This is a genomic window from Alteromonas sp. ABH4_454 (genome assembly GCF_056311775.1).
Map to the genome: position 1 here is coordinate 2,479,088 of NZ_CM149972.1, position 24,345 is coordinate 2,503,432.

19 protein-coding genes and 1 pseudogene are annotated in these 24,345 nt (G+C 45.3%); 6 read left to right on the forward strand and 14 right to left on the reverse strand.

Going from position 1 to position 24,345, the window contains the following annotated elements:
- Positions 1-169: 169 nt before the first annotated feature.
- The 4 genes from ACYX4W_RS10885 to ACYX4W_RS10900 all read right to left on the reverse strand — a co-directional run bounded on the left by ACYX4W_RS10885 (position 170) and on the right by ACYX4W_RS10900 (position 7,212).
- Complete coding sequence (locus ACYX4W_RS10885; RefSeq protein WP_476073189.1) at positions 170-3,217, reverse strand: efflux RND transporter permease subunit; 3,048 nt, start codon at positions 3,215-3,217, stop codon at positions 170-172.
- 3 nt (positions 3,218-3,220) lie between these two features.
- Positions 3,221-4,354, reverse strand: coding sequence for an efflux RND transporter periplasmic adaptor subunit (locus tag ACYX4W_RS10890; RefSeq protein ID WP_476073190.1), 1,134 nt, complete (start codon positions 4,352-4,354; stop codon positions 3,221-3,223).
- Positions 4,355-4,622: 268 nt separating this feature from the next.
- On the reverse strand, positions 4,623-6,560 hold the full coding sequence (locus ACYX4W_RS10895; RefSeq protein WP_476073191.1) for a monovalent cation:proton antiporter-2 (CPA2) family protein: 1,938 nt from the start codon (positions 6,558-6,560) through the stop codon (positions 4,623-4,625).
- Position 6,561: 1 nt separating this feature from the next.
- Complete coding sequence (locus ACYX4W_RS10900) at positions 6,562-7,212, reverse strand: NAD(P)H-dependent oxidoreductase (protein WP_476073192.1); 651 nt, start codon at positions 7,210-7,212, stop codon at positions 6,562-6,564.
- Positions 7,213-7,503: 291 nt separating this feature from the next.
- On the opposite strand from ACYX4W_RS10900, the gene ACYX4W_RS10905 reads away from it, so the two are divergent.
- The gene (locus tag ACYX4W_RS10905; protein WP_476073193.1) at positions 7,504-7,998 is read left to right on the forward strand and encodes an acyloxyacyl hydrolase; all 495 of its coding nucleotides are present in this window, start codon (positions 7,504-7,506) and stop codon (positions 7,996-7,998) included.
- 143 nt (positions 7,999-8,141) lie between these two features.
- On the opposite strand, the gene ACYX4W_RS10910 is transcribed toward ACYX4W_RS10905, so the two are convergent.
- Together ACYX4W_RS10910 and ACYX4W_RS10915 are read right to left on the reverse strand one after the other, a co-directional pair.
- Positions 8,142-10,439, reverse strand: coding sequence for a xanthine dehydrogenase family protein molybdopterin-binding subunit (locus ACYX4W_RS10910; RefSeq protein ID WP_476073194.1), 2,298 nt, complete (start codon positions 10,437-10,439; stop codon positions 8,142-8,144).
- Positions 10,436-10,927, reverse strand: coding sequence for a (2Fe-2S)-binding protein (locus ACYX4W_RS10915; RefSeq protein ID WP_474855821.1), 492 nt, complete (start codon positions 10,925-10,927; stop codon positions 10,436-10,438). The genes ACYX4W_RS10910 and ACYX4W_RS10915 overlap by 4 nt, the downstream gene beginning before the upstream one ends.
- 285 nt (positions 10,928-11,212) lie before the next feature.
- Here ACYX4W_RS10915 and ACYX4W_RS10920 point away from each other — a divergent pair, with 285 nt between their 5' ends.
- On the forward strand, positions 11,213-11,572 hold the full coding sequence (locus tag ACYX4W_RS10920; RefSeq protein WP_474855823.1) for a winged helix-turn-helix transcriptional regulator: 360 nt from the start codon (positions 11,213-11,215) through the stop codon (positions 11,570-11,572).
- A gap of 83 nt (positions 11,573-11,655) precedes the next feature.
- Here ACYX4W_RS10920 and ACYX4W_RS10925 read toward each other — a convergent pair whose 3' ends face one another.
- A complete protein-coding gene (locus tag ACYX4W_RS10925) occupies positions 11,656-11,931 on the reverse strand; it encodes a putative quinol monooxygenase (protein WP_476073195.1) in 276 nt (91 codons plus the stop codon).
- 360 nt (positions 11,932-12,291) lie between these two features.
- Between ACYX4W_RS10925 and ACYX4W_RS10930 the strand changes: the two genes are divergently transcribed.
- Positions 12,292-13,581 (forward strand): diguanylate cyclase, encoded by a 1,290-nt coding sequence (locus tag ACYX4W_RS10930; protein WP_476073196.1) that lies wholly within the window; start codon positions 12,292-12,294, stop codon positions 13,579-13,581.
- Between the two features lie 28 nt (positions 13,582-13,609).
- Here ACYX4W_RS10930 and ACYX4W_RS10935 read toward each other — a convergent pair whose 3' ends face one another.
- From ACYX4W_RS10935 to xdhA, 7 genes and pseudogenes are all read right to left on the reverse strand, one after another.
- Positions 13,610-14,890 carry a urate hydroxylase PuuD gene (locus ACYX4W_RS10935; RefSeq protein ID WP_476073197.1) on the reverse strand — a complete coding sequence of 427 codons (1,281 nt, stop codon included), beginning with the start codon at positions 14,888-14,890 and terminating at the stop codon, positions 13,610-13,612.
- Positions 14,891-14,934: 44 nt separating this feature from the next.
- On the reverse strand, positions 14,935-16,230 hold the full coding sequence (gene guaD / locus ACYX4W_RS10940) for a guanine deaminase (RefSeq protein WP_476073198.1): 1,296 nt from the start codon (positions 16,228-16,230) through the stop codon (positions 14,935-14,937).
- Positions 16,231-16,235: 5 nt separating this feature from the next.
- Positions 16,236-16,562 carry a hydroxyisourate hydrolase gene (gene uraH / locus ACYX4W_RS10945; protein ID WP_476073199.1) on the reverse strand — a complete coding sequence of 109 codons (327 nt, stop codon included), beginning with the start codon at positions 16,560-16,562 and terminating at the stop codon, positions 16,236-16,238.
- Positions 16,563-16,643: 81 nt separating this feature from the next.
- The gene (gene uraD / locus ACYX4W_RS10950) at positions 16,644-17,147 is read right to left on the reverse strand and encodes a 2-oxo-4-hydroxy-4-carboxy-5-ureidoimidazoline decarboxylase (RefSeq protein WP_476073200.1); all 504 of its coding nucleotides are present in this window, start codon (positions 17,145-17,147) and stop codon (positions 16,644-16,646) included.
- A 30-nt stretch (positions 17,148-17,177) separates the two neighbouring features.
- Positions 17,178-18,077: a xanthine dehydrogenase accessory protein XdhC gene (xdhC, locus tag ACYX4W_RS10955; RefSeq protein WP_476073201.1), complete on the reverse strand. Its 900-nt coding sequence runs from the start codon at positions 18,075-18,077 to the stop codon at positions 17,178-17,180.
- Complete coding sequence (gene xdhB, locus ACYX4W_RS10960; RefSeq protein ID WP_476073202.1) at positions 18,074-20,452, reverse strand: xanthine dehydrogenase molybdopterin binding subunit; 2,379 nt, start codon at positions 20,450-20,452, stop codon at positions 18,074-18,076. Before xdhB ends, xdhC begins: the two co-directional genes overlap by 4 nt.
- Positions 20,445-21,891 (reverse strand): annotated as a pseudogene (gene xdhA / locus ACYX4W_RS10965) (xanthine dehydrogenase small subunit). Before xdhA ends, xdhB begins: the two are co-directional and overlap by 8 nt.
- 417 nt (positions 21,892-22,308) lie before the next feature.
- Between xdhA and ACYX4W_RS10970 the strand changes: the two are divergent.
- From ACYX4W_RS10970 to ACYX4W_RS10980, 3 genes are all read left to right on the forward strand, one after another.
- Positions 22,309-22,953, forward strand: a complete 645-nt coding sequence (locus ACYX4W_RS10970) for a TetR family transcriptional regulator C-terminal domain-containing protein (RefSeq protein WP_476054411.1) — start codon at positions 22,309-22,311, stop codon at positions 22,951-22,953.
- A gap of 1 nt (position 22,954) precedes the next feature.
- Positions 22,955-23,884 carry an allantoinase PuuE gene (puuE, locus tag ACYX4W_RS10975; protein WP_476073203.1) on the forward strand — a complete coding sequence of 310 codons (930 nt, stop codon included), beginning with the start codon at positions 22,955-22,957 and terminating at the stop codon, positions 23,882-23,884.
- A 100-nt stretch (positions 23,885-23,984) separates the two neighbouring features.
- The gene (locus ACYX4W_RS10980) at positions 23,985-24,242 is read left to right on the forward strand and encodes a DUF3862 domain-containing protein (RefSeq protein WP_476073204.1); all 258 of its coding nucleotides are present in this window, start codon (positions 23,985-23,987) and stop codon (positions 24,240-24,242) included.
- The last annotated feature ends 103 nt before the right edge of the window (positions 24,243-24,345 follow it).

The window sequence follows — 24,345 nt, forward strand, 5'->3', positions numbered from 1 at the left end:
ATGCTATAGAGGAAAGGTTGTAGGTGAGCTAGAAAATAAAGCCAGCATCAAAATGTTTCTTGACGCTGGCTGTTAACGATATTTTATTTACACCGCAAGATTTAAGCTAAAGCGGCGCTTAGTACTACAAAGACAGCGTACAACTAACGTAACGAGTTGTACGTGCTATTTACTCAGACTTTATACCGTGGAACGTACAGTGCAGCACAGGCAATATAAGCAGTGTAAGTACGGTGGCAACAGTCAAACCAAATACAATGACTACCGCCATTGACGCGAAGAACGCGTCAGAAAACAACGGGATCATGCCTAGTATCGTAGTAATGGCTGCCATAGAAACTGGTCGTACACGAGACACCGATGCTTTAACTACGGCATTAAACGCATCGTTATTACCCTTAGCCTGCACGTTTATCTCCTCCATCAACACAATACCGTTTTTAAGCACCATACCGATAAGGCTTAAACTGCCAAGCAACGCCATAAAGGTAAATGGAGCACCAACGAGCACTAAGCCGCCGATAATACCGATAGTAGTAAGTGGTATAACGCCCCAAATCGCTAACGCTTGGCGCAATCTACCGAACAGCAATACGGTAATGATAAACATACCCAAAATTCCAATCGGCATGCTCGAAAATAGTGCGCTTTGTGCATCAGTCGAGGTCTCGTACTCGCCGCCCCATTCGATGCGGTAACCATCAGGCAACTCAAGATCATCTACAAGAGGTCTAACTTTCGCCTGCACGCTGGCTGCCGTTTCGCCCGATAGGGGCAAAGGCTCTGCATAAACGGCGAGCATGCGCACTCGATTGCGGCGCTTAATGATAGGATTATCAAGGGTCACATCCACGTTGCTGATCACGTCAGCCATGCTGATGTATTTACTTTGTTCCTGGCTCCATACGTTAAGCGAAGCGAGGTTATCAATGTCATAGCGCTGATTAGGGTCGTTGCGCATGATGATAGGTATTAAATCGCTGCCCTCGCGGTAAAGGCCAACAGTTTCACCCTCGTTATTCAGAAGAAACGCAGTGTGCACAGCATCTCGCGTTACACCAATACGCCTGGCTTGTTCTTCCAAGAATACTGGCTCAACAAATGGCACTTTATTACTCCACGACAAACGCACGCTGTCCATGGTTTGTTCTGCTTGGAATATAGCTTCTACGTCACTACTTATCTCACGTAAAACCTCAGGCTCGGGCCCGTATATTCTGGCTTCGATAGCCGCTTTTGCAGAAGGACCTACCTGAAGTGCTTGCACTTTGTACTGCACATTGGGAAAGGTTTCGCGAAGTAACTCAATGATTTCTCGCATTCTAGCATCGCGAGCTTCCACCGTATTGGTTTCTACGATAAGTTGCCCGTAACTTGCGTAGCGGTCTTCAGGTGAGTAAGTCAGGGTAAGACGCTGTGCGCCGCCGCCTATTACGCTGGTGATATTAGCGATGTCAGGCATATCCATCACTTTTTCTTCTAAACGGCGTATCGATTGTTCAGTCGTTAGAATATCGCTACCTTCTGGCAGACGTAAGTCAACAAAAAAGAGCGGAGTAGATGAGTTAGGAAAAAACGCGTTTTTTACGAATTTACCCGATGCAACGCTACCAACTAAGGCAATGACGACAAGTACAATAGTGATATACCTATGATTAATCGCAGCGGTAAGTATTCGTTTATAAACGGTGAAGATAATACCTTTATAAGGGTCATCATCTTCATCATTTGATTGACGCTCTTTATTTGTATTAAACAGCAAGTCGAAAAAGAAAGGCGTAATAGTGAGAGCAGTGATCCAACTTAAAAATAGCGAGAAGCACAGTACCCAAAACAGTGAGCCAACGAACTCACCAGTAGCATCCGGAGAGAGCCCAATAGGTGCGAAAGCGGTAATGGCAATTACGGTGGCGCCTAGAAGAGGTAAGCCGTTTTGAGACACTACGTCTTTCGCCGCCTGAAGCTTAGTTTGTCCTTTTTTAACGCCAATTAACATGCCTTCGGTAACTACGATAGCGTTGTCGACAAGCATGCCGAGGGCGATGATAAGCGCCCCTAAAGAGATTTTTTGTAACTCAATACCTTTGATTGACATCATGATAAAGGTACCAAGAATAGTCAGTACGAGAATAAGCCCCATCAAAACGCCACTGCGCCAGCCCATGAAGAGCAATAGTACAAAAATAACAATGGCCACGGCTTCAACAAGGTTAATCAAAAAGCCGGTTACGGAGTCGTCAACCACCGCTGGCTGGTTGTAAACCGTATTAAGGCTCATGCCGAGGGGCATGCGTTGTTCTAATTCGGCAATTTTAGTATCAAGACGCTTGCCCACATCAACTACATTTACTGCTGACGCAAACGACACGCCAATAGACAGGGCAGGGGTGCCAGAACTATGGTAAAGAAGCGAGGGGGTGTCGTTAAGTTTGCGCTCAATAGTTGCGATATCGGTGAGGCGAATCAGCCCGCTTGCCGGTGAGCCAATAACAACTTGACCTAATGCTTCTAAGTCATCAAATTCGCCGGTGGGCTGTATGGATAAGCGTTTGCCCTGAACTTTAATTGAGCCTGCATTACCCACCACATTTTGCGCAGTTAACAAACCAGCGATTGATTCTGCAGAAACATTGAGGGCTTTCATTTTATCGTGATCTAAAGATACGATAATTTGCTCGCTAACAGTGCCGGCAATGGAGACTTTTTTAACGCCCTCTACAAGTTGGATTTCTCGCTGCATTAGGTCAGCAAAATCTTCTAACTGTTTTAATGAGTAGTCTTCGCTCTGCAAGGTCATTAAAAGTCCATACACATCACCAAAATCGTCATTTACGATAGAGGTGCCAGTGCCCGGAGGCAGGGATGCCTGCGCGTCATTTACTTTACGGCGCAAATTATCCCAGTATTGTTCAAGGTCCTTAGCCTGAACGCTACTTTTAAGCTCCACCGTAATTTGCGATAGCCCTACCATGTTTACAGAACTAATGCGCTTTACGTTGGGTATACGCTGAATAGCCTTTTCAAGCTGTAGCGTGACTTCTTCTTCAACTTGTTCGGGCGTCGCACCTGGATATTGGGTAATAACAAGTGCATTTCTGATAGTAAATTCTGGAAATTCTAGCTGACCCAAGCCAAGAAACGTCACAATACCGCCAACACCTAAAATGATAGCGACCATCCAGCTTATTACTTTTTGACGAAAAAAATACTCGACCATAATTTACAGGCCTCCTTCTTTCGTCCACTCAGTTACAGATTGGCCTTCTTTTACTAAATGAGCACCTGCAGCAACGATTTTATCATCGTCGTTCAACGGACCTTCTACGAGTAAGCCGTTAGAAATTCCCCGTGTGATCATAACTTCTACCGCTTCGACTGTACCTTTTTTTGCATCATTGTTATCTGGTTTGAAGCGCCACACAATGGCTTTGTCTGGCTCTGCATTGTCTGTAACTACAGCGCCAAAAGGGACTAACCAAAGTTTCGCATCAGATTCAATGAGCTTGGTCATATCAAGTAATACGGTAGCGCTCATGCCTGCCAATACATTAATATCGTCTGGTTCTGGCAGGGTAATGGTCACTTCATAGCTAAGTTCACCTTGACGCGTGGTGCTTTCGTGATCCTTGTACATAGCCGAGTAACGCTTTTCTGGCATGCCGGAAAAGGTGACCCACGCCATTTCCGAGGTACGGTTTTCACGGGCTCGAGAGCGATCAATCATGCGCATTTTTTGCTCTGGCAGCTGAAACGTTACGTCAATCGCGCCTGGCATATGAAGCTCGGCGATGGTTTGCTGAGGCACAATGACTTGGTAGTTTTCAACGGGGACAGATGCAATAAGCCCAGCAAAAGGAGCGCGAAGCTCAGTGTAACTGAGTTGGTCTTGTGCATTGGTAAGGCTGGCTTTAGCCGCTAAAAAATTGGCCTTTGCTTCATCAAAAGTAGAGCGGCTTACCGCGCCTTTTTCAACTGACGCTTCCATACGTTCAAACATAGCTGAAGTCACATCAAACTGAGACTGAGCGGTGGCGAGTTGTGCCTTTGCGTCTCTGTCGTCAAGCCGCGCGATAAGCTGGTTTTCTGTCACTTCTTCGCCTGCTTTTACTTTAAGCTCTTGAAGTTTACCGCCAATGCGAAACGAAAGGTTTGAATACTCAGCCGCCTCTACTTGCCCTGGGAATTTGGCGATGGTCTCGTCTGAGTGTTGAACTTTATAAAGCGTTACCGGTGTTGAAGATACAGCTTTAGGTGGAGTAGGGGCGTCTTCGCAAGCACTTAAGCTAGCAAGTGCAGCAAATGCAACCGCAACGCGCACAGCTGCTCGGTTAAAGAGACTCTTTTTAGACAACATGGTAACTCTCCATTTAAATAAACCACTTTCTTATTCCCATTTTGGCGATGGGTTATCTTGTATTACGCGTCTATCCACCATTTTTAAAACGGATGGTATAAAAAACTAATATACGCTAACTTCAATGTACTTAAAGGTTATAGCGTTATTTGTCATTTTCGATCAGATTTTTCGTTCACAAATTCAAGTGCTAACCAGCGAGTTTACGTTAACATCTTCGACCCGTAGTGCGAATGTGCAACAGAGTTATCGCTAAGTTACGCGCTAATTACTTGTCTTCTTTATCTGGATTTTCATCGGGCGCTAGCTTTTCTGCGTACCCTTTAGGCGGCGGAGTCCAACCACGCATTTTCGAATGTTTGTCGTGTAAATCTGCTTTAAGCGCACCTTCGATTAGTGACTCCAGTTCAATAAAGAGCTTAAGGTAATTATTATCAACCCGTTCGCCACTGGCTTCATCCACCCACGCGTGATAAAGCACATCGTTTTGTTGCGTCTCAATATTTTTATAGGCCATCTTTTGTCGTTCAACCTGGAAGGGGTGAATATTGAGTGAGCGTAATGCTTCTGCGCCCATTTCAAGAGCGCTGTGGTACGTTTCTGATACCACAAAATCTGCACCCAACTGGCGCAAGCGATACCCATGACCGCGGTCAAAGGCACGCGCAAGCACTTTAATGTTAGGAAATGCGTGCTTGGCGTATTTCACCATTTCGGCAGCGGTTTCTTTATCGTCTATAGCAATAACTAGTAACGATGCTTCATGGGCGCCAGCAGTATGCAAAATGTCTGGTTTGGATGCATCGCCAAAATAGGCTTTGGTGCCAATCCGTCTGATAAGGTCTATTTGCTCAGAGCGAATATCAAGCACAACGGTATTTACATCGTTGGCCACTAAAAGACGGTTAATGATTTGTCCAAAGCGCCCAATTCCTGCAATAACCACGGTACCTTTTTCGTCGATAACATCTTCGTCACGTTGTGATTTAGCGTTTTTATAGTGAGGAATTATGGCTTTGTCGAATAGGATGAAAAGCCCTGGCGTTAAAAACATAGAAATTGCCACGACTAACGAAAGTACTGAAATGATGTCGCTAGGCAACACGTAGTTTTGCGAGGCGAAACTTAACAGTACGAAGCCAAACTCCCCCGCCTGTGCTAGGCTGAGTGTAAACAGCCATTTGTTCTTACCCTTTATTTTAAATAATAAGGCAATAACAAATAGAACTATGGCTTTAATCAGCATAACAGCAAGGGTTAACCCTGCGATTAACATCGGGTTTTCTGAAAGCACAGAAAAGTTAATACCAGCACCTACCGTAATGAAAAATAGGCCCAGCAATAATCCTTTAAAGGGTTCGATATTGGCTTCAAGTTCATGTCTGAACTCACTGTTGGCCAAAACCACGCCCGCTAAAAAAGCGCCAAGGGCAGGAGAAAGCCCTACTAGCCCCATTAAGGCGGCAATCCCGATAATGAGCATAAGCGCGGTGGCCGTAAAAATTTCCCGTAAACCTGATGCAGCAACAAACTTAAACAAAGGACGGCTTAAGTAGTGCCCGCCAATGGTAAGAAAGGCAATTGAGCTAATGATCACCAGGCCAGAGGCCCAAGGGGCGAGTCCTTCCACTAAATTGAAGCTATCGTGCGAACCTGTGTCGCCGCCTTGCGCGTTGCCTGCTTCTACCAACTCGGGTATGGCAAGTAGAGGAATAAGCGCCAGCATGGGAATAACGGCGATGTCTTGAAACAGCAAAACGGAAAAGGCGCTCTTGCCTCCTTCCGTTTTCTGAAGCCCTTTTTCTTGAAGTGTTTGTAACACAATGGCGGTGGAAGAAAGGGCAAAAATAAGGCCTATTGTAAGAGCAATGCCAAAGGGCTGCTCAAGAAATAAGGCAACGCCGGTGATAAGGGCTGTGGTTAGCGATAATTGCAGGCCGCCTAAGCCTACTAGTTTAGACTTCATGGCCCAAAGCGAACGAGGCTCTAGCTCTAGCCCAACTAAAAACAGCATCATGACTACACCAAATTCAGCAAAATGCTGAATTGCGACAGTTTCGTCACCAACAAGGCCGAATATGGGGCCAATCACTAGCCCTGCTATTAAATAGCCTAATACAGACCCTAAACCAAGGCGCTTCGCAATGGGCACTGCAATTACGGCGGCGACCAGATAGATAAATGCATATAGAAAATAGCCAGTCACATTAATCTCCTTGAGGTGTACAAAGGTCTGCGAGATTCTCGATGCGCTTTGCCTTTTCTAAATCGAGGGTGTTCGACGTTAATTTATTAAGCAGGGTCGTCCACTTACCTCTATGTTCGGCTACCCGGTGTTCTTCTTGCGCAGTACGCGAGCCAAATATTGCAAATGGAGCGATGTAGGTCATATGCGTGATTTGCGCCATTTGCTCTAATGGCTGAAGTAGCTGCCTAATGGTGTAGTGATTGAAACCTTCAGTTTGATAGGCTTCTTCTTTACCGCCTGCACTTAACGCACAGAGAAACAATTTGTCTTTAAGTGCAGTACCTTCATGACCGTAGGCGAACCCGTATTCCAAAACCAAATCTTGCCACTCTTTTAGGATTGAAGGCGTTGAATACCAGTAAAGCGGGAACAAAAAAACGATAACATCGTGATCGATCAAACGTTGCTGCTCCCGTTCTATATCAATATTGAAATCGGGATACTCTGCGTAAAGGTCAATGGCGGTAACGTGTTTATTTAACCTGGCTTCATGAAAAAGCGGCACGTTCACTTCGGAGTGCGTTTGTGCAGGGTGAGCAAACAAAACCAGTACTTTTTTACTGCTCTTAGTGCTTTCAATAGCATGTGCAATGGAGTTTTCGTCGGTCATACATCTCTACTCAGTGTTACAGCCAATGTTTTTTAGCCAATTAGGTTTTGCCTATATTGACAATATTCCCAATCGTCAGCGAGTACCAGTCTAATTCTTAATGCAATATCTACGTTTAGAGCAAATAAGAATGTGTGTTTCCTCAAAGTTATAAGGTTACCAATCTTTAGTAGGTTGAAAAAAGTAACCTAATTACCATTATGAACTAACGAATGGAAATAGTCCCGCCAATAGCTAAAAAAAAGCTTCGACGGTACGCAATTATTAACTTTTACGTAAATCAGTATAACCATGAAAACACCAGTAAAAACTCTCGCACTTGCATTATCTTTACTTTCACCTTTTGCATCGCTTTCCACTTATGCTCTACCTCAAGGCACAGAACTCAAAGCTGGGGCTGCGGTTTGGAATCTGTTTGATGACGCAGACCGTTACGCTTTACATGTGGCCTATGTTCACAAACCGCTTGAATCATTCTATGGCGTGCGACCTACAGTACTTCTGGTAAACGCAGATCAAGGTCAACACTACTTCGCGGCGGGTTTGGCAAAAGACGTCTACCAACACAACGATTTTTCTGTACGCGTTGCTTTTCATGCCGGTATTGTTGATGAGTCTGAAAATTTAGGTGACACCATTGAGTTCTATTCATCACTTTCTGGTTTATACAAGATTTCTGACACCTTTTCGCTAGAGGCTGAAGTTGGTCATATTTCTAACGGTGGGCTAGGGGACACCAACCCAGGTTCGGAGTCGTTTGTATTAAGTGCTCACTATCTCTTTTAGTAAGTAGTTTATATATCCTAAGCGTTCAAAACGCACTTCCATTGAATAAAAAACAACCCGCAAAAGTGCGGGTTGTTTTTACTTTTCTCATCTATTCCATACTTAGTATCAACTTTTTAGTATTAATACTAAATAGCTAGACCCTAAGCGTTCAGCGCCTTTTTAACGTCGCTTGATAACATGGGGAGATGTCGTAACCTTACGCCCACTGCATCATAAACAGCATTACCTACAGCCGGCGCGACGCCAATAACGCCTGGCTCGCCTAGTCCTACTGGAAATTCGTTACTCTCAATGAACTCGATGTCCATATCGGGTACGTCATTCATTCTAAGCGGCTGGTAAGTGGTTAGGTTTTTCTTTGCTACGTAGCCGTCTTTTATCTCATTGTGTTCAAATAGCGCAAGACTAGTTCCCCATAGTAAAGACCCTTCCATTTGCGCCATAGCGCCATCTGGATGAACGACGATTCCCGCGTCAGCCACTACCCACAATTTCTTAAGCGTGATCTTACCGCTACTTTTATCTACGTGAACATGTGCGGCAGTAGCAAGCCATGCCGGCATGGTGCGTTCTTGGCCCGCAGTAACGCTATAGCCAATGCCTTCGTTTTCACCAAGCGCAACATTAGCCGTCTTGTCTTTAAGCTTTTTCAAAGCGTGAGCTAGACGAGTTGCTCCGCCTACGCTTTCAGGCGCCTTACCCGCTTGCTTGCCTTTGCCGTCTAGCATAGACAGTCTAAAGTCTACGGGGTTTTGGTTAGCTTTATGTGCCACTTCGTCGATAAAGCTTTCAAGCCCCCACACTATCCACCCTTGACCTACAGAGCGAAGCCATCCTGGTGTAAAGGTTTCTTGCGCGACTTTGTTGTTTATCACGCGGGCGCGGTGGTGTTGCATGGTATACCAGTGGTCAGCCCCTGAAGCAGAAAATGGGTCAACCTTGCCTTTACCATCAACACCGTCAGGCATAAAACCAGGTGCCATCGCTAGCGTTGGCCAGCCCGCAGCAAGTGCGTGCTCCATACCAGTGAAATTCCCAGCGTCGTCGAAATAGGCGTTAAATAACGACGTCGACGCTGAGCGAGGTTGGTCGAACATGGCATCGTCAGGGCGCATAAAGAGCATTTTAACCGGCTGTCCGGCCGCTTTCGCGGTAAGCACTGCTGGAATAATCCAGTCACCAAACAAACGGCGTCCAAAGCCTCCGCCAAGGTAATATTGGTGAAGAACAACGTCAGAATCAGGAACTTCTGCGGCTTTTGCTACTGCCGGCAGCGTAAGTCCTTGCCATTGATTGCCCGTATGGACATGCCATTTTTCGTCTTTAAACTCAGCAATCGCGTTTACTGGTTCAAGTTGGAAATGACTAGCTGTTGCCGTGGTATACAATGCTTCAATTGATTCAGCCGCCTGCTTTTCGGCATCTAGGATACTTCCTTCATCGACAAATAATGTGCCTTCACTTCGGTCGCGGCAGATTCGCTCGCCTTCTTTTTGAATATCAGCTTCATTAACGTTAACAGTCTTACCTGCGTTATAGCTGACTTTCACCTTATCGATAGCTTTAATTGCCGTGGGATAATCAGAGGCGAGAACCGCAACCCATCCTTCAATGGTACCCGACGGGTCGCTGAGAACTTTGTAGCCTTTATAGCCTGGCAGTGTTTTCGCTTGGCTGTCATCTACCTTGGTGACTTTACTGCCATAACGAGTAGGTGGAAGGATGGGGCGTGCGTACAGCATGTTGTCTACTTCAACATCAATACCGTAAACGGCAGTACCATCTGTTTTAGGAGGTATATCGAGTGCCTTATATTGGTTACCCAGCCCAATAAGATGTTTCTTATTTCCGGGTTTAATCGGTAAGCTCTCTAATTCGTCGGCCGAATAAACCTTATCAATATTGCCGTTCGCAACAATGTCGCCGTAGCTGATTTTCTTGTTGCCAGACACGACGAAGCCCGCGTTAGCTTCACAATCTGATACCGGTACGCCTAATAACTTAGCACCGGCACTAAGTAGCACTTGGCGACCAGCAGCCCCAGCTTGCGACATAGGTTTGTAGGTTTGGAAAACAGACCATGAACCGCCCGTCACCATGTAACCCCATTTGGGGTCAGTATCAACGTGCACAATCGAAACTTTGTCCCATTCGCACTCTAATTCGTCCGCTAAAATACGCGCTAAAGCCGTGCCTACATGCTGCCCCATTTCAGCTTTAGCAATATTCACCGTCACATGACCCTGGGTGTCCATTTCAAACCAGACGTTAGGTGAAAATGTTTTGTTTTTTATGGCTTCTTTAGCTGATAACACGGATGGAATTGCCGAAGCGCCAAACGCCATGAAAAGTGATGTCTTCAAAGAACCCGCCATAAATGAGCGACGAGACAAGTTGATTGTGTCTTTTTTCTCTCTAGATAGGTCTTTAATGCTCATGCGTTTTCACCTTCTGATGAAGCCTTAGGGTCGTAATGCTGTACCGTAGAGTTTGCGGCGCGCTTGATCGCTTTTTTTATTCTTGTGTAAGCCATACAACGACAATAATTACCATTCATGTGATTAACGATGTCTTGGTCACTAGGATTCGGGTTACTATCCAGTAGTGTAGCTGCCTGCATAATTTGACCAGACTGGCAGTAGCCACACTGTGGTACTTGCTCCTCAACCCAAGCTGACTGCAAAGGATGCTCACCATTTAAACTTTCGATTGTATTGACCTTCTTTCCATTAACGAGAGAGACAGGGTAAGAGCATGAACGAATAGCATTGCCATCGATATGAACGGTGCATACGCCGCACATGGCCACACCGCATCCGAATTTAGTACCTTTTAAGCCAAATTCATCGCGAATCACCCAAACAAGGGGCGTATCTGAGGCAGCATCCGTCTGCACTGTTTTTCCATTTAACGTAAATTCAATCATGGTAATCATCACCGTGAAGTTAGAGTCTAAATGCTCTCACCAAGGTAAGACTTGGTTTGAACGGTCTGTTTTGCCTGTGTTTTTTGCCCAACATTATTGTTTACTCGTAACAGTCTTTTGCTTTGGGCTTTAGTACTTTGTGAACCTTTTATTTATAAAGTAGACTAATTGACGAGAGTTATACGACTGTCAGCCAAAATGGTTTATGTGGTATAGTTTAGTTACCTTGTTCAACTAAGCAATTAGTTTACTTTTAGTTACTAGGTGCTTTTTTAAAGGACATTAATGAAAACTGAAATAAAAACAGATGCTAAGGGTAGGAAAACCGTTCTGAATACCTGTACAGAGCCTTGCGCGATTGAGCGCGGCATGCGCTTGATTGGTGGTAAATGGACAGGCTCTATTATTTATCATTTAAAAGATGAGCCAGTTAGGTTTAACGACTTATGTAGAATGCTAGGTGGCGCCAGCCGCAAGATGGTAGATCAGCGCCTTAAAGAGCTTGAAAACAACGGTATGGTGATCCGCAACGTTATCGACTCTCGCCCAATTGCGGTTGCTTATAGTCTCACCGAGTTTGGGCGCTCAGCGCTAGATATTCTTGAACAGTTAAGAGTCTGGTCTGAAAGTCACACTAACGATTAAGCCGTAACGTGCAGATTATAAAATAGTGGAAACGGTGAGCGTTGCTGTTCACCGTTTTAAAACTATCGCTTAAGATAGTTATACTAAATTGATACCAGCGGCAATCTTAGTACCTTCTCAACAAGCGCCCCCGCTTTATCCTGAAAGCCTTTAAAGTGCGCTGTCGCTTCATGAGCATCAAGCGCAGTTTGAGATTCCCATTTCTCGGTTATAACAAATACACCGTCGCCAGATGAATGTAGGTCATACATTATTGCGCCGGTCTCTTCACGGCTAGCTTCAACTAGCGGTGTTAAAGTTTCTAACAGCCTGCTTGGCTGATCAGGTTTAGAATAAATTATGACGGAGAATTCGATCATAACATTGTCCCTTCAAAAAGAGTTAAACATAAGCACCTCAAGAATTTTAGGTTAGCGTTTAAAGCCAAGTCACCACTTTTTTAAGACAAAATGCACCTTTTTGAATTTTGTGCTCTAGATAATGCTGACGCGCACGTAACTTCTTCTATCTAAGCCTTTTTCTTAGTTATATTCATTAGCTAATACAAAAAACTAATCTATACTCACTTATACTTAAGTATAAGTAGCGAGCTTGTTTTTAACGTCCTGATTTTCAAAGGCGCGAAATTAAAGAAAAATAAACACGCTATAAACTAACCTAATGAATTAATCATTATTTTTAAGGCGACGGAATGCACCTATTTAGCGGGGCGATGCCCTATGTTTGAAGAAACTTTTTACTCTTGTCCAATAGGGCTTGCTCATGTAAGTGTGGATGGCAGCTTCATCCGGGTGAACAAACCGCTGTGTGATTTCTTGGGGTACTCAAATGAAGAACTCACCAAACTTACTTTTCAAGAATTAACCTCACCAGACTATTTAGACCGAGATCTGGGTTATTTAGAAAGCCTTTTAAAAGGCGATATTGAGAGCTATACGCTTGAAAAACGCTATCTAAAAAAAGACGGAGAGCAGGTATGGGCCCAATTAACGGTTTCCCTCGTCAGAGACCAGCGGGGTAACCCAGACTACTTTATTTCTGTGGTCGAGGATATCGACGAGAAAAAGCGTATTCAGTCTGAGCTTTTCCAGATCGACGCTTTGTTCAGTAAGATCGTAAGCGCATTTTCGGACAGAACTTTCATTTGGGTTGCAACACCAGACTTTAAAAAACTGCACTACGTTAATGATGGATATGCAAATATTCTCGGTCGCAACGAATACGAACTCTACTGTAATCCTATGAGCTTTATCGACCATGTCCATGAAGATGATAAGGCCCGGGTGCTAAAACAGTTTAGTCAGCGTCCTTTACAAAATTGGGATATTCAATATCGTATTTATGATGCGAAAGGTGAGGTGAAATACCTTCATGACCGAGGCAGTTTAATCTATGACGATAGAGAGATGCAGTCGCTTATTTTAGGCACCGCAGACGATGTAACAAAAGAGAAAACACAGCAGCAAGCTTTGATGAGCGCTGTAACTAAATTAGAACATCTTTCTAAAACCGATTCGCTCACCGGGCTTGCCAACAGAAGAGAGATCTTCAGTCAGTTAAACGATGAGATTGCTCGCATGGGACGAGGTCAAAAAGCGTCTACCCTTGTTTATGTCGACCTCAATAAATTTAAAAAAATAAACGACAAATATGGGCACAAGATAGGCGATAAAGCGTTAGTTGAGTTCTCTAATAAAATGGGTTCGCTTTTGCGAGATAGCGACCGGTTTGGTCGCATCGGTGGCGATGAGTTTGTCATTTTACTCTACGGTACTAATGAGGACGAAACAGCTGTATTTTTTGACAGAATAAAAAACAGTAAATTTGAAATTGATATCGATGGTAAAGATGTCGTTCCTATCAGCTTTAGCGTTGGCTGGGTGCAGTGGAACGAAGGTATCGACTCTGTGCAGGAGTGGCTAGACCGAGCTGATGAGGTAATGTACGAAAAAAAGCAACGTGGGCAAGCTATAGCAGCGAAAAGTAGCGAGTGGAATAAAGCGATGTAGCGCAACCTGCTACATCGCTCATCGTATTTTATTGCTGACGCTGTGCAAACCAGAGAGCTATAACTTGCCTTTCTTCTTCGGTCATTTTTGTCTTGTTCAAAAATGGCATGTCTTTAGTCACAGTGGTTCTTCGTACCACTTGTGGCGCGAACCTCTCAATATCTTCCCATGAATCTAAGACTACGCCTAAAGGTGCCACTTTGAATATCTCGTCGGTGGGTGTGCGCGAATGGCAGCTTACACAATGAGTTGTGATTAAACTTGCCACACGTTCGTCACTAACTACCGATGAAGTTTCGTTTACTATCCCGCTTGTCGGCGGGCTTAATTCAGATTGGTTCGCCAACTGCGAGTTCATAGTTGAAGAAGATAGTGCGTCATCATGACTTAACGGTTGAATTGAAGGTGCTTGTGGCCAAGATACCCATAGCGCGATTGCAAGCATGGCCACAGCGCCAGAGACTAAAATACTTGGTTTAGTGGTACCCACGTGACGCAGGTTAAAGAAATGACGTATCCACGCGGCAGCGGCCATAATGGCAATAAGTACGAGCCAATTTTGCGGATGCTGATAGGTCATAGGGTAGTGATTTGAAATCATAATAAACAGCAAGGGCAGCGTGAAGTAGTTATTGTGCACTGAGCGAAGTTTTGCGCTGGCGCCCCACGCTGGGTCTATATCTTTCTTGTCAGCTACCGCAGCTACCATTTTGCGCTGGTTAGGCATAATATTAAAAAACACGTTACCTGCCATAATAGTGCCAACAAGGGCTCCTACGTGAATATAGGCGCCACGACCGCTAAACCACTGGGTAGACAGATAGCTAACAACACACACTAGAGCAACTAACCCAATACCAAAAGCAAGAGGGTATTTGGCCAATGGGCTACGACATGCAAATTCGTATATGGCAAGCCCACCAAAGATTAACCCCAAACCTAACGATATTGCCGTAGCTGGCGACATGGCGTTGACAGATGGATCAATAAGGTAAGCGCTGGCACCGAAGTAATAAACAATAATCAAAAGGGCAAAGCCTGATAACCAAGTTGTATAGGCTTCCCATTTGAACCAATGTAATGTTTCGGGCATTTTCTCTGGTCCGTAGGCGTATTTGGCTACCTCGTAGAAGCCACCCCCATGAATGGCCCATAAATCGCCTTTGATACCTTTGTCTTGTTTCCACTTAGGTGGCGTTCGCAAGTTGTTGTCTAGCCATATGAAGTAAAACGACGCACCAATCCAAGCTACACCGGCCACAACGTGAAACCAACGTACAAATAAACTTATCCAATCTAGCCACGGCATTATTATTCTCCTTATTTAGGGCCGGCTGGCCCTACAGTAGCTTGTTACTCTTTATCTTCTTTGATGTAGCGGCAGTTACCGCTTATCCACGTCTGCTCAATAGCGCGGTCATCACCTAAAATACTTAGCGCGAAAAACACATCATCGAAGTGTGCATCTTCTTTTATTCTCAACCGTGTTAATTCATCGAACCTTGGCTCTACAACGATAAAGTCTGCGGTAGAACCTGGGTTTAAGTTACCAATTTCATGGTCAAGCGCATGGGCCACTGCTGCGCCTTGGGTCATAAGATAAAACCCTTCCAACGGGCTAATGGGCTCGTTGCGCAACTGACTGACCTTGTATGCATCGCCATAGGTCTTAAACATGTTAAACGTGGTTCCTGCGCCCACATCGGTAGCCATAGCAACATGTACTTTATTAGCACGCGCTGCGGTCATATCAAAAAGCCCGCTGCCTAAAAACAAGTTAGACGTAGGGCAAAACGCAACCGTAGCGCCGCTCTCGCCAAGGCGCGCCCATTCGTTAGGCGTAAGGTGGATACCGTGGCCAAACACTGCGCGCTCCCGCACCAAATTGTAGCTGTCGTAAACATCTAGATAGCCGTCAGCGTTAGGGAATAAGCTTTTTACCCATGCAATCTCGTCTAAATTTTCAGACAGGTGGGTTTGAATGAATACGTCGGGATATTGCTGGGCAAGTTCGCCTAGTGCGGCAAGCTGGGCTTCTGTGCTGGTGGGGGCAAAACGAGGCGTAAGCGCATAGCGATTACGACCCTTGTTGTGCCAAGTCTCAATCAACTCTGCACTATCAGCTTGCGCTGTGTCAGGGCAATCGTTCAGAGCACTTGGGCAGTTTCTGTCCATACACACTTTACCAGCCACTATCGCCATATCAATCTCGCTGGCGGCACTAAATAGTGCTTGGCTACTGCTTTTATGAACGGTTGTAAAAACAAACCCCGTTGTGGTGCCGTTTTTTAGCAGCTGGTTTAAAAATACTTTAGCGATGGTGTCGGCGTGTTCGCTATCGGCAAACTGCATTTCAGTGGGAAACGTGTAGTTTTCTAGCCAACTCAAAAGTTGCTCACCATAGTGGGCAATACTTTGGGTTTGCGGATAATGCAGGTGGCTGTCTATTAAGCCTGGTAAAATCCACTTGCCCGAAAAATCAGTGACAGTGGCGGCAGGGTAACGTTCAGCTAGGTCACTAAACGGGCCAATGTCTTTTATTTCTTTGTTATCTACCAGCAAACCACCGTCTTTAAAAACGGCAATATCATTATCAAATTGTGTGGTTTGTTTAGGAAAGTGCGCAATGCTTGCACGAAAAAGCTGCATGTTTGTTAGCTGCCCCTGTAGCTGCTGAAACCGAATGGAGAGATAAGAAGTGGTACGTGATAGTGACCGCCATTCTCAACAAGTTCAAACGTAATATCAATGTGTGGATAGAAACTGCTGCCATGAGTTTGTGTTAGGTATGGCTTGCAGTGAAATCGCAAGGTATAAACCCCTGCAGCAAAACCATCCTCAACGCCCCAGTTTTTAAAGCGGCCATCACTGTCTGTTTCACCAGAAAGGGTACTGCCGTCAGGTAATGTAAGGGTAAGTCCAATGCCTTGTGCAGGCTTACCTAATGTGGTGTCGAGTACGTGGCTTGAAAGCGTATTCATACTGTATTCCTTAAATAATTTTCAATTCGTATTACTGCTGCATATAGCGTAAGCGTTTTGGCTCTTCTATAACGCAGGGCATTAATCTAATGCTTTATTAATACGCAAAAGGGTTATCTTTATTTGCTCTGCAGCTGCATTTGAAACCTCTAGCTGCGTCGTATTTGGCAGCCTTGCTTGCAAAGCTTCTAGCATGGTTTGCGCAGAAAGCCCGGTAGCGCAGATAATAAAAATAAATCCATGTTTGTCTAAATAGGCGTGATTAGCTTCTTTTAGTTGATGTAAAACGGCCTCAGACGCACTAGCCGCACCTGATTGTTCGCCGGCAGCAATAGCTTTAGTGTTGGCAAACTTTTTACGTAAAGAGTCTACGTCACCAATCATAGGGTGCGCCGTAAAGGCTTCTAGGTAGTCATCATCACTACATTTTGCCCAGGAATCTTTCGCTTGATTAACTATGGCATCGTGATCGCTGTAAGGGCGTGCTTCTACCATTTGGTAGATCCATGCTTTCGCCGCGCAACATTGCTCAAACCAAGAAAATGCTTCGTCAGCGCTTAGTGTATTTAGTTCAGTAAGTGTCACTACTGGTATCCTTTTCTTTTAACTGCACTTTTACTGAGCATTTGCGGGGATCTTCGCGTGCTCGCCCGTATATTTGTCAGTATATGACTCAGTGTTTTTCTCTAAAGTCGCTGCTGCGTCAGTTGCATGAAGACGCTCAATGATTTGCGCTGATATAGAAACAGCAACTTCAATAGGCCGCTTTCCAGGAATATCTCTATTGCCAATAGGCGTGAACAGCCTTGCGAGCGCACTGTCGTCAAACCCGCGCTGGGTTAGCTTGGTAATAAAACGCTTTGCTTTAGTGTCTGAACCTATTAACCCAACGAAAGGCAGGGAAGGCTGCTTTAATGCCTGCTCGGTAATACGGTAGTCCAATTGATGATCGTGGGTGAGAATAATCAACCAGCTATTTTCAGCAAGATGCCTTACCTCGCTCTCGGGCGCTTCTTCCACTACTTTTTGAACGTTGGCTGGTAGCGTCGATGGGAACAAATCTTCTCGATTATCTATCCATGAAATTCGCACAGGCAATTGTGTCAAAATAGGCACCAGCGCTTTTGCGACATGGCCAGCGCCGAAAATGGCGATATGCTGCTGATGAACATTGCACACGTCAAATAGGACCTTTACCGCACCGCCACAGCACTGCCCTAAAGAACTACTTAACGGGTAGCTATGAAGCTCAGTGCATGTTTTGCCCTTAGCAAGATATTCACGGGCGCGAGTAATGGCATCAAACTCAAGGTGTCCGCCACCAATAGTATCAATACTATGTGAAGCGGTGACCACCATTTTACTGCCCGGCTCACGGGGAGTTGAGCCCGCTGTACCTACAACGGTAACCAAAACATAGCCCTCATTACGCTCCTGGCACTCGGCTACAGCCTCGTGCCAATGCGTCGCGCGAAATGAATGCGTTGCACTAAATGAATGGGGGGCGCGACTCATACAGCAGTACCCCGTGGATCGGCTTGTTGATCTGCCTGTTGGATTGCGGCGACAGCATTTAACACGCGTTCGGGTGTGGCTGGCGTATCTAGCTGAGGGTCAACGGTGTAGCCAGATAGACTAGATATCGCATCCTTTAAGGCGCACCATACTGAAATTGCTAGCATAAACGGTGGCTCACCCACGGCTTTTGAGTGGTATATGCTGTCTTCAGCATTTTCTCTACCAAAAAGCTTCACGTTAAACTCCTTGGGCGTATCGCCGATGGCAGGAATTTTGTAGGTTGCCATGTTTTCACTTATTAGCTTGCCTGCTTCATTCCATTTTAGGTCTTCGGTGGTAAGCCAGCCCATACCTTGAATAAACGCGCCTTCAATTTGGCCAATATCAATTGCTGGGTTAAGGCTGTTGCCCACATCGTGAATAACGTTAACCTTATCTACGGTGTATTCACCGGTCAGCGTATCTACAGACACCTCACTCATCGAAACGCCGTAAGCAAAATAGAAAAACGGGCGGCCTTCGCCTGTGTCACGGTTGTACTGCAATTTAGGGGTTTTATAAAAACCGCTTGAAGACAGCGACACGCGATCAAAATACGCTTGCTGAACAAGTTCAGTAAAGGCAATGCTGTTTTCGTCTAGTACAACGTGTTGATTAATAAACTGTACATCACTAGCGCGGTCTTCTAACCCTAAGCTTTTGGCGTAGCATTCAGCCAAGCGGGTTTTTAAAGTAATACACGCGTTTTGTACGGCTTTTCCGTTCAAGTCAGTACCACTTGATGCCGCTGTTGGCGAAGTGTTCGGCACTTTATCCGTACGCGTAGCGGTGACTTCAATCATATCCAAATTTAGACCAAATTCATTAGCCGCAATTTGGCCTATTTTTGTATGTAGCCCTTGGCCCATTTCAGTACCACCATGGTTCACCTGAATACTACCGTCGGTGTATATGTGGACTAGAGCGCCTGCTTGATTTAAGTGCTTTGCGGTGAATGATATACCAAATTTAACCGGCGTTAGCGCTAGGCCCTTCTTGATAACTGGGCTTTCGCGATTAAACGCTGCAATCGCATCTCGGCGCTGCCAATACTGTGCGCTTTCTTCTAACTCGGCAATCATATCGGGTAAAAGGTTGTGCTCTACTTTCATGCCATAGGGAGTAGAACACCCGGTTGTCGGGCCGTATAAGTTACGTTTCCTGACCGATAACGGGTCGCTACCGATAGCTCGTGCAATTTTGTCAATCATGGCTTCGGCCATGATCATGCCTTGCGGGCCGCCAAATCCTCGATAAGCGGTGTGCGATACCATATTGGTTTGCAGTCTGTGACCGACAATATCACTATCGCCTAGGAAGTAGCCGTTATCAGCGTGGAACATGGCCCTATCTACAATAGCGTCTGACAAGTCAGGCGAGTGCCCACAAATGCCATTAATGATCATGCGAGTAGCTTCAATTTTACCTGTTTTGTCAAATGCCACATCAAATTCATTTTCAAACGGGTGGCGTTTACCCGTAACGTGCATATCGGTGAAGCGCGGCAAACGAAGCTTAACTGCGCACTGATTGCGCGAGGCCAGTAAAGCAGCGATACAGGCCCACTGCGCTGCTTGGGTTTCTTTACCGCCAAAGCCGCCGCCCATACGCCTCATGTCTACCATTACGCGATGTAATTTAACGTCTAGCACTTCTGCAACTAGCTTCTGCACCTCACTGGGATGCTGACTAGAGGTGTAAATTTTTATGCGATCTTCTTCATCGGGGATCGCAAGGCTCACTTGACCTTCTAAGTACATGTGCTCCTGACCGCCAATGCTTAGCGAACCGTGAGCTTGGTATTTAGCTTTTTCAATAGTACTGTCAACGCGGGCCGCATGTTGGCCAAATCTATGTAAAGGACGAACGAATGTTTGCTGCTGGTGGGCGGCTTTAGCATCAAGTACAGGTGTAACTTTGTCTACTTCTATTTTGCCTTTTAGTGCAGCTTGTCGGGCAAGGTTTACTGAAGTGGCAAGTACTGCAAACACCGGTTGACCGAAGAACTTGATTTCGCCGTTCGCAAGTAGTGGGTCGCCTTCAAACACAGGGCCAATGTCTTTATGGCCAGGTACGTCATCAATGGTGATGACATCAATAACGCCTTCGCTTTGACGCACGGCGTCAAGGTCTACCGAGTTGATAGTACCTTTGGCGCACTGACTTACACCGACTGCCGCATAAAGCGTACCCAGAGGTTCAACTACGTCATCAACGTAGTTGGCGCTACCTTGTACCTGACGTGTCGCACTTTCGTGCTTTTTAGAAACGTGAACAACACCTTGTTTGCCATTTGTTTCTGAAGGATTTGGGGCATCAATTAACTTACGCATGCTGCACCACCCGAGTTTCAATATGGTTAACTGTTTGGTTTTCTAACCAGAAGCGGTGCCACAAGTTAGCTAACACGGTTTTGCGGTATTGTGCTGTTGCGCGCACATCATCAATAGGCGCAAACGCATCAAATAAGATTTGCTTGCCTAAGGTTAAGCATTCTTTGCTAGCGAACTGTTTACCTTTCAGTGCATTTTCCAATGCTTCACAGGTTGACGGCACAGCAGCCACACCACCAAAGCCACTGGTAATTGCCTCGACCTTGCCATCTTCTAAAGTAACGTTAAATACCGCACATACTGCCGATATATCATCTTCAAAACGTTTTGATATTTTATAGGCGGCCAGTGCTTGATTAGGCTGTTTAAGCGGTATTTCTATTGCGCTTATCCATTCATCATTAGCGAGTGCCGTTTCGCGATAACCCGAGAAGAAAGTGCTAATTGGGACCGTGCGAATACGCTCTCCATTATCTAAATGCAGTATAGCGTTCAGCGCAAGTAGTAAGGGAGGCATATCACCAATAGGTGATGCGTTGGCCACATTCCCACCAATTGTCGCCTGGTTGCGAATAGGCAAAGACGCAAAGCGCGTTACCAGTTCAGCTATTTGTGGAAATGCGTTTAGTAAAAGCGGTGCCGCATCATTGAGTGGGACTGCTGCACCAATAACAAGAGAATGCTCGTTTTTGGTGCATTGCTTAAGTGCATCGATATGTGTGACGCTGATAAGCGTTTCTACGTTTTTTAACTGTTGAGTGAACTGCAAACTTAAATCAGTGCTGCCCGCCACTAAGCTGTGCGTTAGGGTTCGCTTTAATAAGCGCTTTCAATTCTTCGCGCGAGGTTGGCGTATGTACATTGCCTGTACCAGAAGGCTTTTCACCTGACAAAGTGTGTAATGTCGCAAGGGTCTGTTCTTGGCGCTTGGAAAACTGATCATCTGGTGCTTGCTCACATACCGCAAGCGTGGCATCGATAATAGGGCGGTATCCAGTACAGCGGCACAGGTTGCCAGATAAAGCATTCAACACATGGTCGCGATTAGGTTTTGAATTGCTATGGTACAAAGCGAACATCGACATGATAAACCCCGGTGTACAAAAGCCGCACTGTGAACCATGGTGGTCGACTAGCGCCTGTTGCACGGGGTGTAAGTGTTTACCATCGCTTAAATGTTCAACGAACAATAGCTGCTTACCGTGAACTGCGCTCATCAGCGTGATACAGCTATTCACTGTTCGATAGTTTAGTTTTGTAGCGTTATCAGATGATGCTGGTTCTACAAGTACTACCGTGCATGCGCCACAGTCGCCTGCTGCACAGCCTTCTTTAGTGCCTGTTTTCTTACGATGTTCCCGTATAAACTGTAGAAGGGTGAGGTCGGCTCGCGCTTCATTTAACTCAACAACATCGTTATTTATTAGAAAGCGAATCATACTCACACCTTCTTGTTATATTCATTCTTGTATTCATTAATATAGCTGTATTTTTCTAATAAAAGTAGACCATTTGGTCAATTTATTGCTTATAAAAAATGGCCGCGTTATAAAAGGCCATGATTTTGTGCAGATTTATTGGAAAGTTATGTAACGCCTTTCCATGTTTTCTTTAACAAGCAATGTATCAGTTAGTAAAAAGAATAAGGCAAGATTCGTGCTAGGTTTTAAGTTGAATGCAGAATAAATGCTTTCTGGATGGCTCATCTCATTAGTGAGGGCCGCAGGTGATGGGTAACTCTGAACTTTAAGAGCATAGCAACACCTTGGTAATAAATGCTAACCTATCGGAAAGGCATGCAGCATTTATCCTGCCTGTGCGCTTGCAAAGTAGATTGCAAAGGAATTTAGATAATAATGATGAAGGTAAAAAGTGCTGACGCAGGTGTTGGCGCTATGAATAGAAGAAAAATACTCCAAGCCGCAGAAAAATGTTTTGCGCAGTTTGGTTTTAAAGGTACGGCGGTACAGAAGATTGCTGACGAAGCAGGGCTTCCAAAAACCAACGTTCTGTATTACTTCAAAACGAAACAAGAACTCTACGTAGCGGTATTAGAAGAAACGCTTTCATTATGGAATTCTCGTTTTGACAAAGCAACTGTAGAAGATGACCCCGCCGAAGTGCTTGCCAATTACATAGCAGAAAAAATGGAAGTGTCACGCACTCACCCGATGGCTTCAAAGATTTTCGCCATGGAAATTATCAACGGGGCGCAGAACTTAAGCGGATACTTCGATGAAGAGCACGCACTATGGATGAAAGGTCGTCTTGAGGTCATCGAAGCGTGGGTACAAGCAGGAAAGCTTCCTCCCGTTGAAGGCGAATACTTGCTCTATACCATTTGGGCCAGCACTCAACACTATGCTGATTTCTCAGCGCAAATTACCCGACTACGGGGTAAGAAAATGACAAAGGCAGATTTTGAAGACGCCACTAAGCAAGTGGTTAAGCTTGTGCTAGGCGGCTGCGGGCTTGCGGTACCTGAAAGTTTCGAGGTGTAGTATGACGGAATCTGTTTATCCTCGAGATCTAATTGGCTACGGTGAACATGTGCCCCATGCGAACTGGCCGAATAATGCCAAAATAGCTATTCAGTTTGTCTTAAACTACGAAGAGGGTGGCGAGAACTGTGTGCTTCATGGTGATGAAGCATCCGAAATATTTCTATCTGAAATTATCGGCGCACAAGCCTATAAAGACCGTCACCTTAGCATGGAGTCGATTTACGAATACGGCAGTCGCGCAGGGTTTTGGCGTTTACATCGCTTACTTAATAAGTACGACATTCCCGTGACTGTATTTGGCGTTACCATGGCCATGCAGCGCCATCCTGACGCTGTTAAAGCTATGATGGAGTCAGGTTGGGAAATAGCCAGTCACGCCATGCGCTGGGTACACTATCAGGATATGAGTGAAGATGATGAGCGCAAACAAATAGACGAAGCGATTATTCTGCACGAGCAGTTAACGGGTAAGAAACCCGTAGGATGGTACACGGGAAGAACAAGTCCTAATACGCTTAAACTCATAGCAGAGCGTGACGATATCTTATATTGCGCTGATTCTTACGCAGACGATTTGCCATATTACGACTGCCATTACAGCAAGCCGCTACTTATAGTGCCTTACACGTTAGACACAAACGATATGCGCTTTGCTACGCCGCAAGGTTTTAACAGCGGTGAACAATTCTTTACATATTTAAAAGACGCGTTTGACGTACTGTACGAGGAAGGGGAAGAGGCGCCTAAAATGCTTTCTATTGGTCTTCACAATCGCATTATAGGAAGGCCAGTTAGGCTTGCTGCGCTTAAGCGTTTTATCGAGTACGTGAAATCACACGACAAAGTGTGGTTAGCCACGCGAGAGCAGATTGCTCGCCACTGGTTAGCCACTCATCCTAAAGATGGTAGTGACAAGGCGCGTATGTAGCATTTACAGTACGCCTTAGATATTTAAAGTACAGTAAAGTGAAGAGACGAAAGTGAAACAAATGGGGCACTACCGCCTTCACTTAATAAAGGACAAAACCATGAAAACAAAACTAGCCATTATTGCCCTTGGGGCGCTAGCGCTGACCGCATGCTCGAAGTTGACAAAAGAGAATTACGATAAGCTAGAAATGGGCATGTCTCAGGACGAAGTTGAAGCTATTCTAGGTTCAGCCGACAACTGTGGTAAAACAATGGGCACTATGGCGTGTACATGGGGCGCGGAAGACAGTAAACATGTGAAAATCGTATTTATGGGTGATAAAGCAGTTACCTTCACTTACGACGGATTAAAGTAAACCATCAGCATGGTTATACCAGACCCCATAAAAGAAAGGTGGCATTTAAGCCACCTTTTTTATCCAAATTAAGGGCTTGCGCGCAATATCATCTACACGCAAC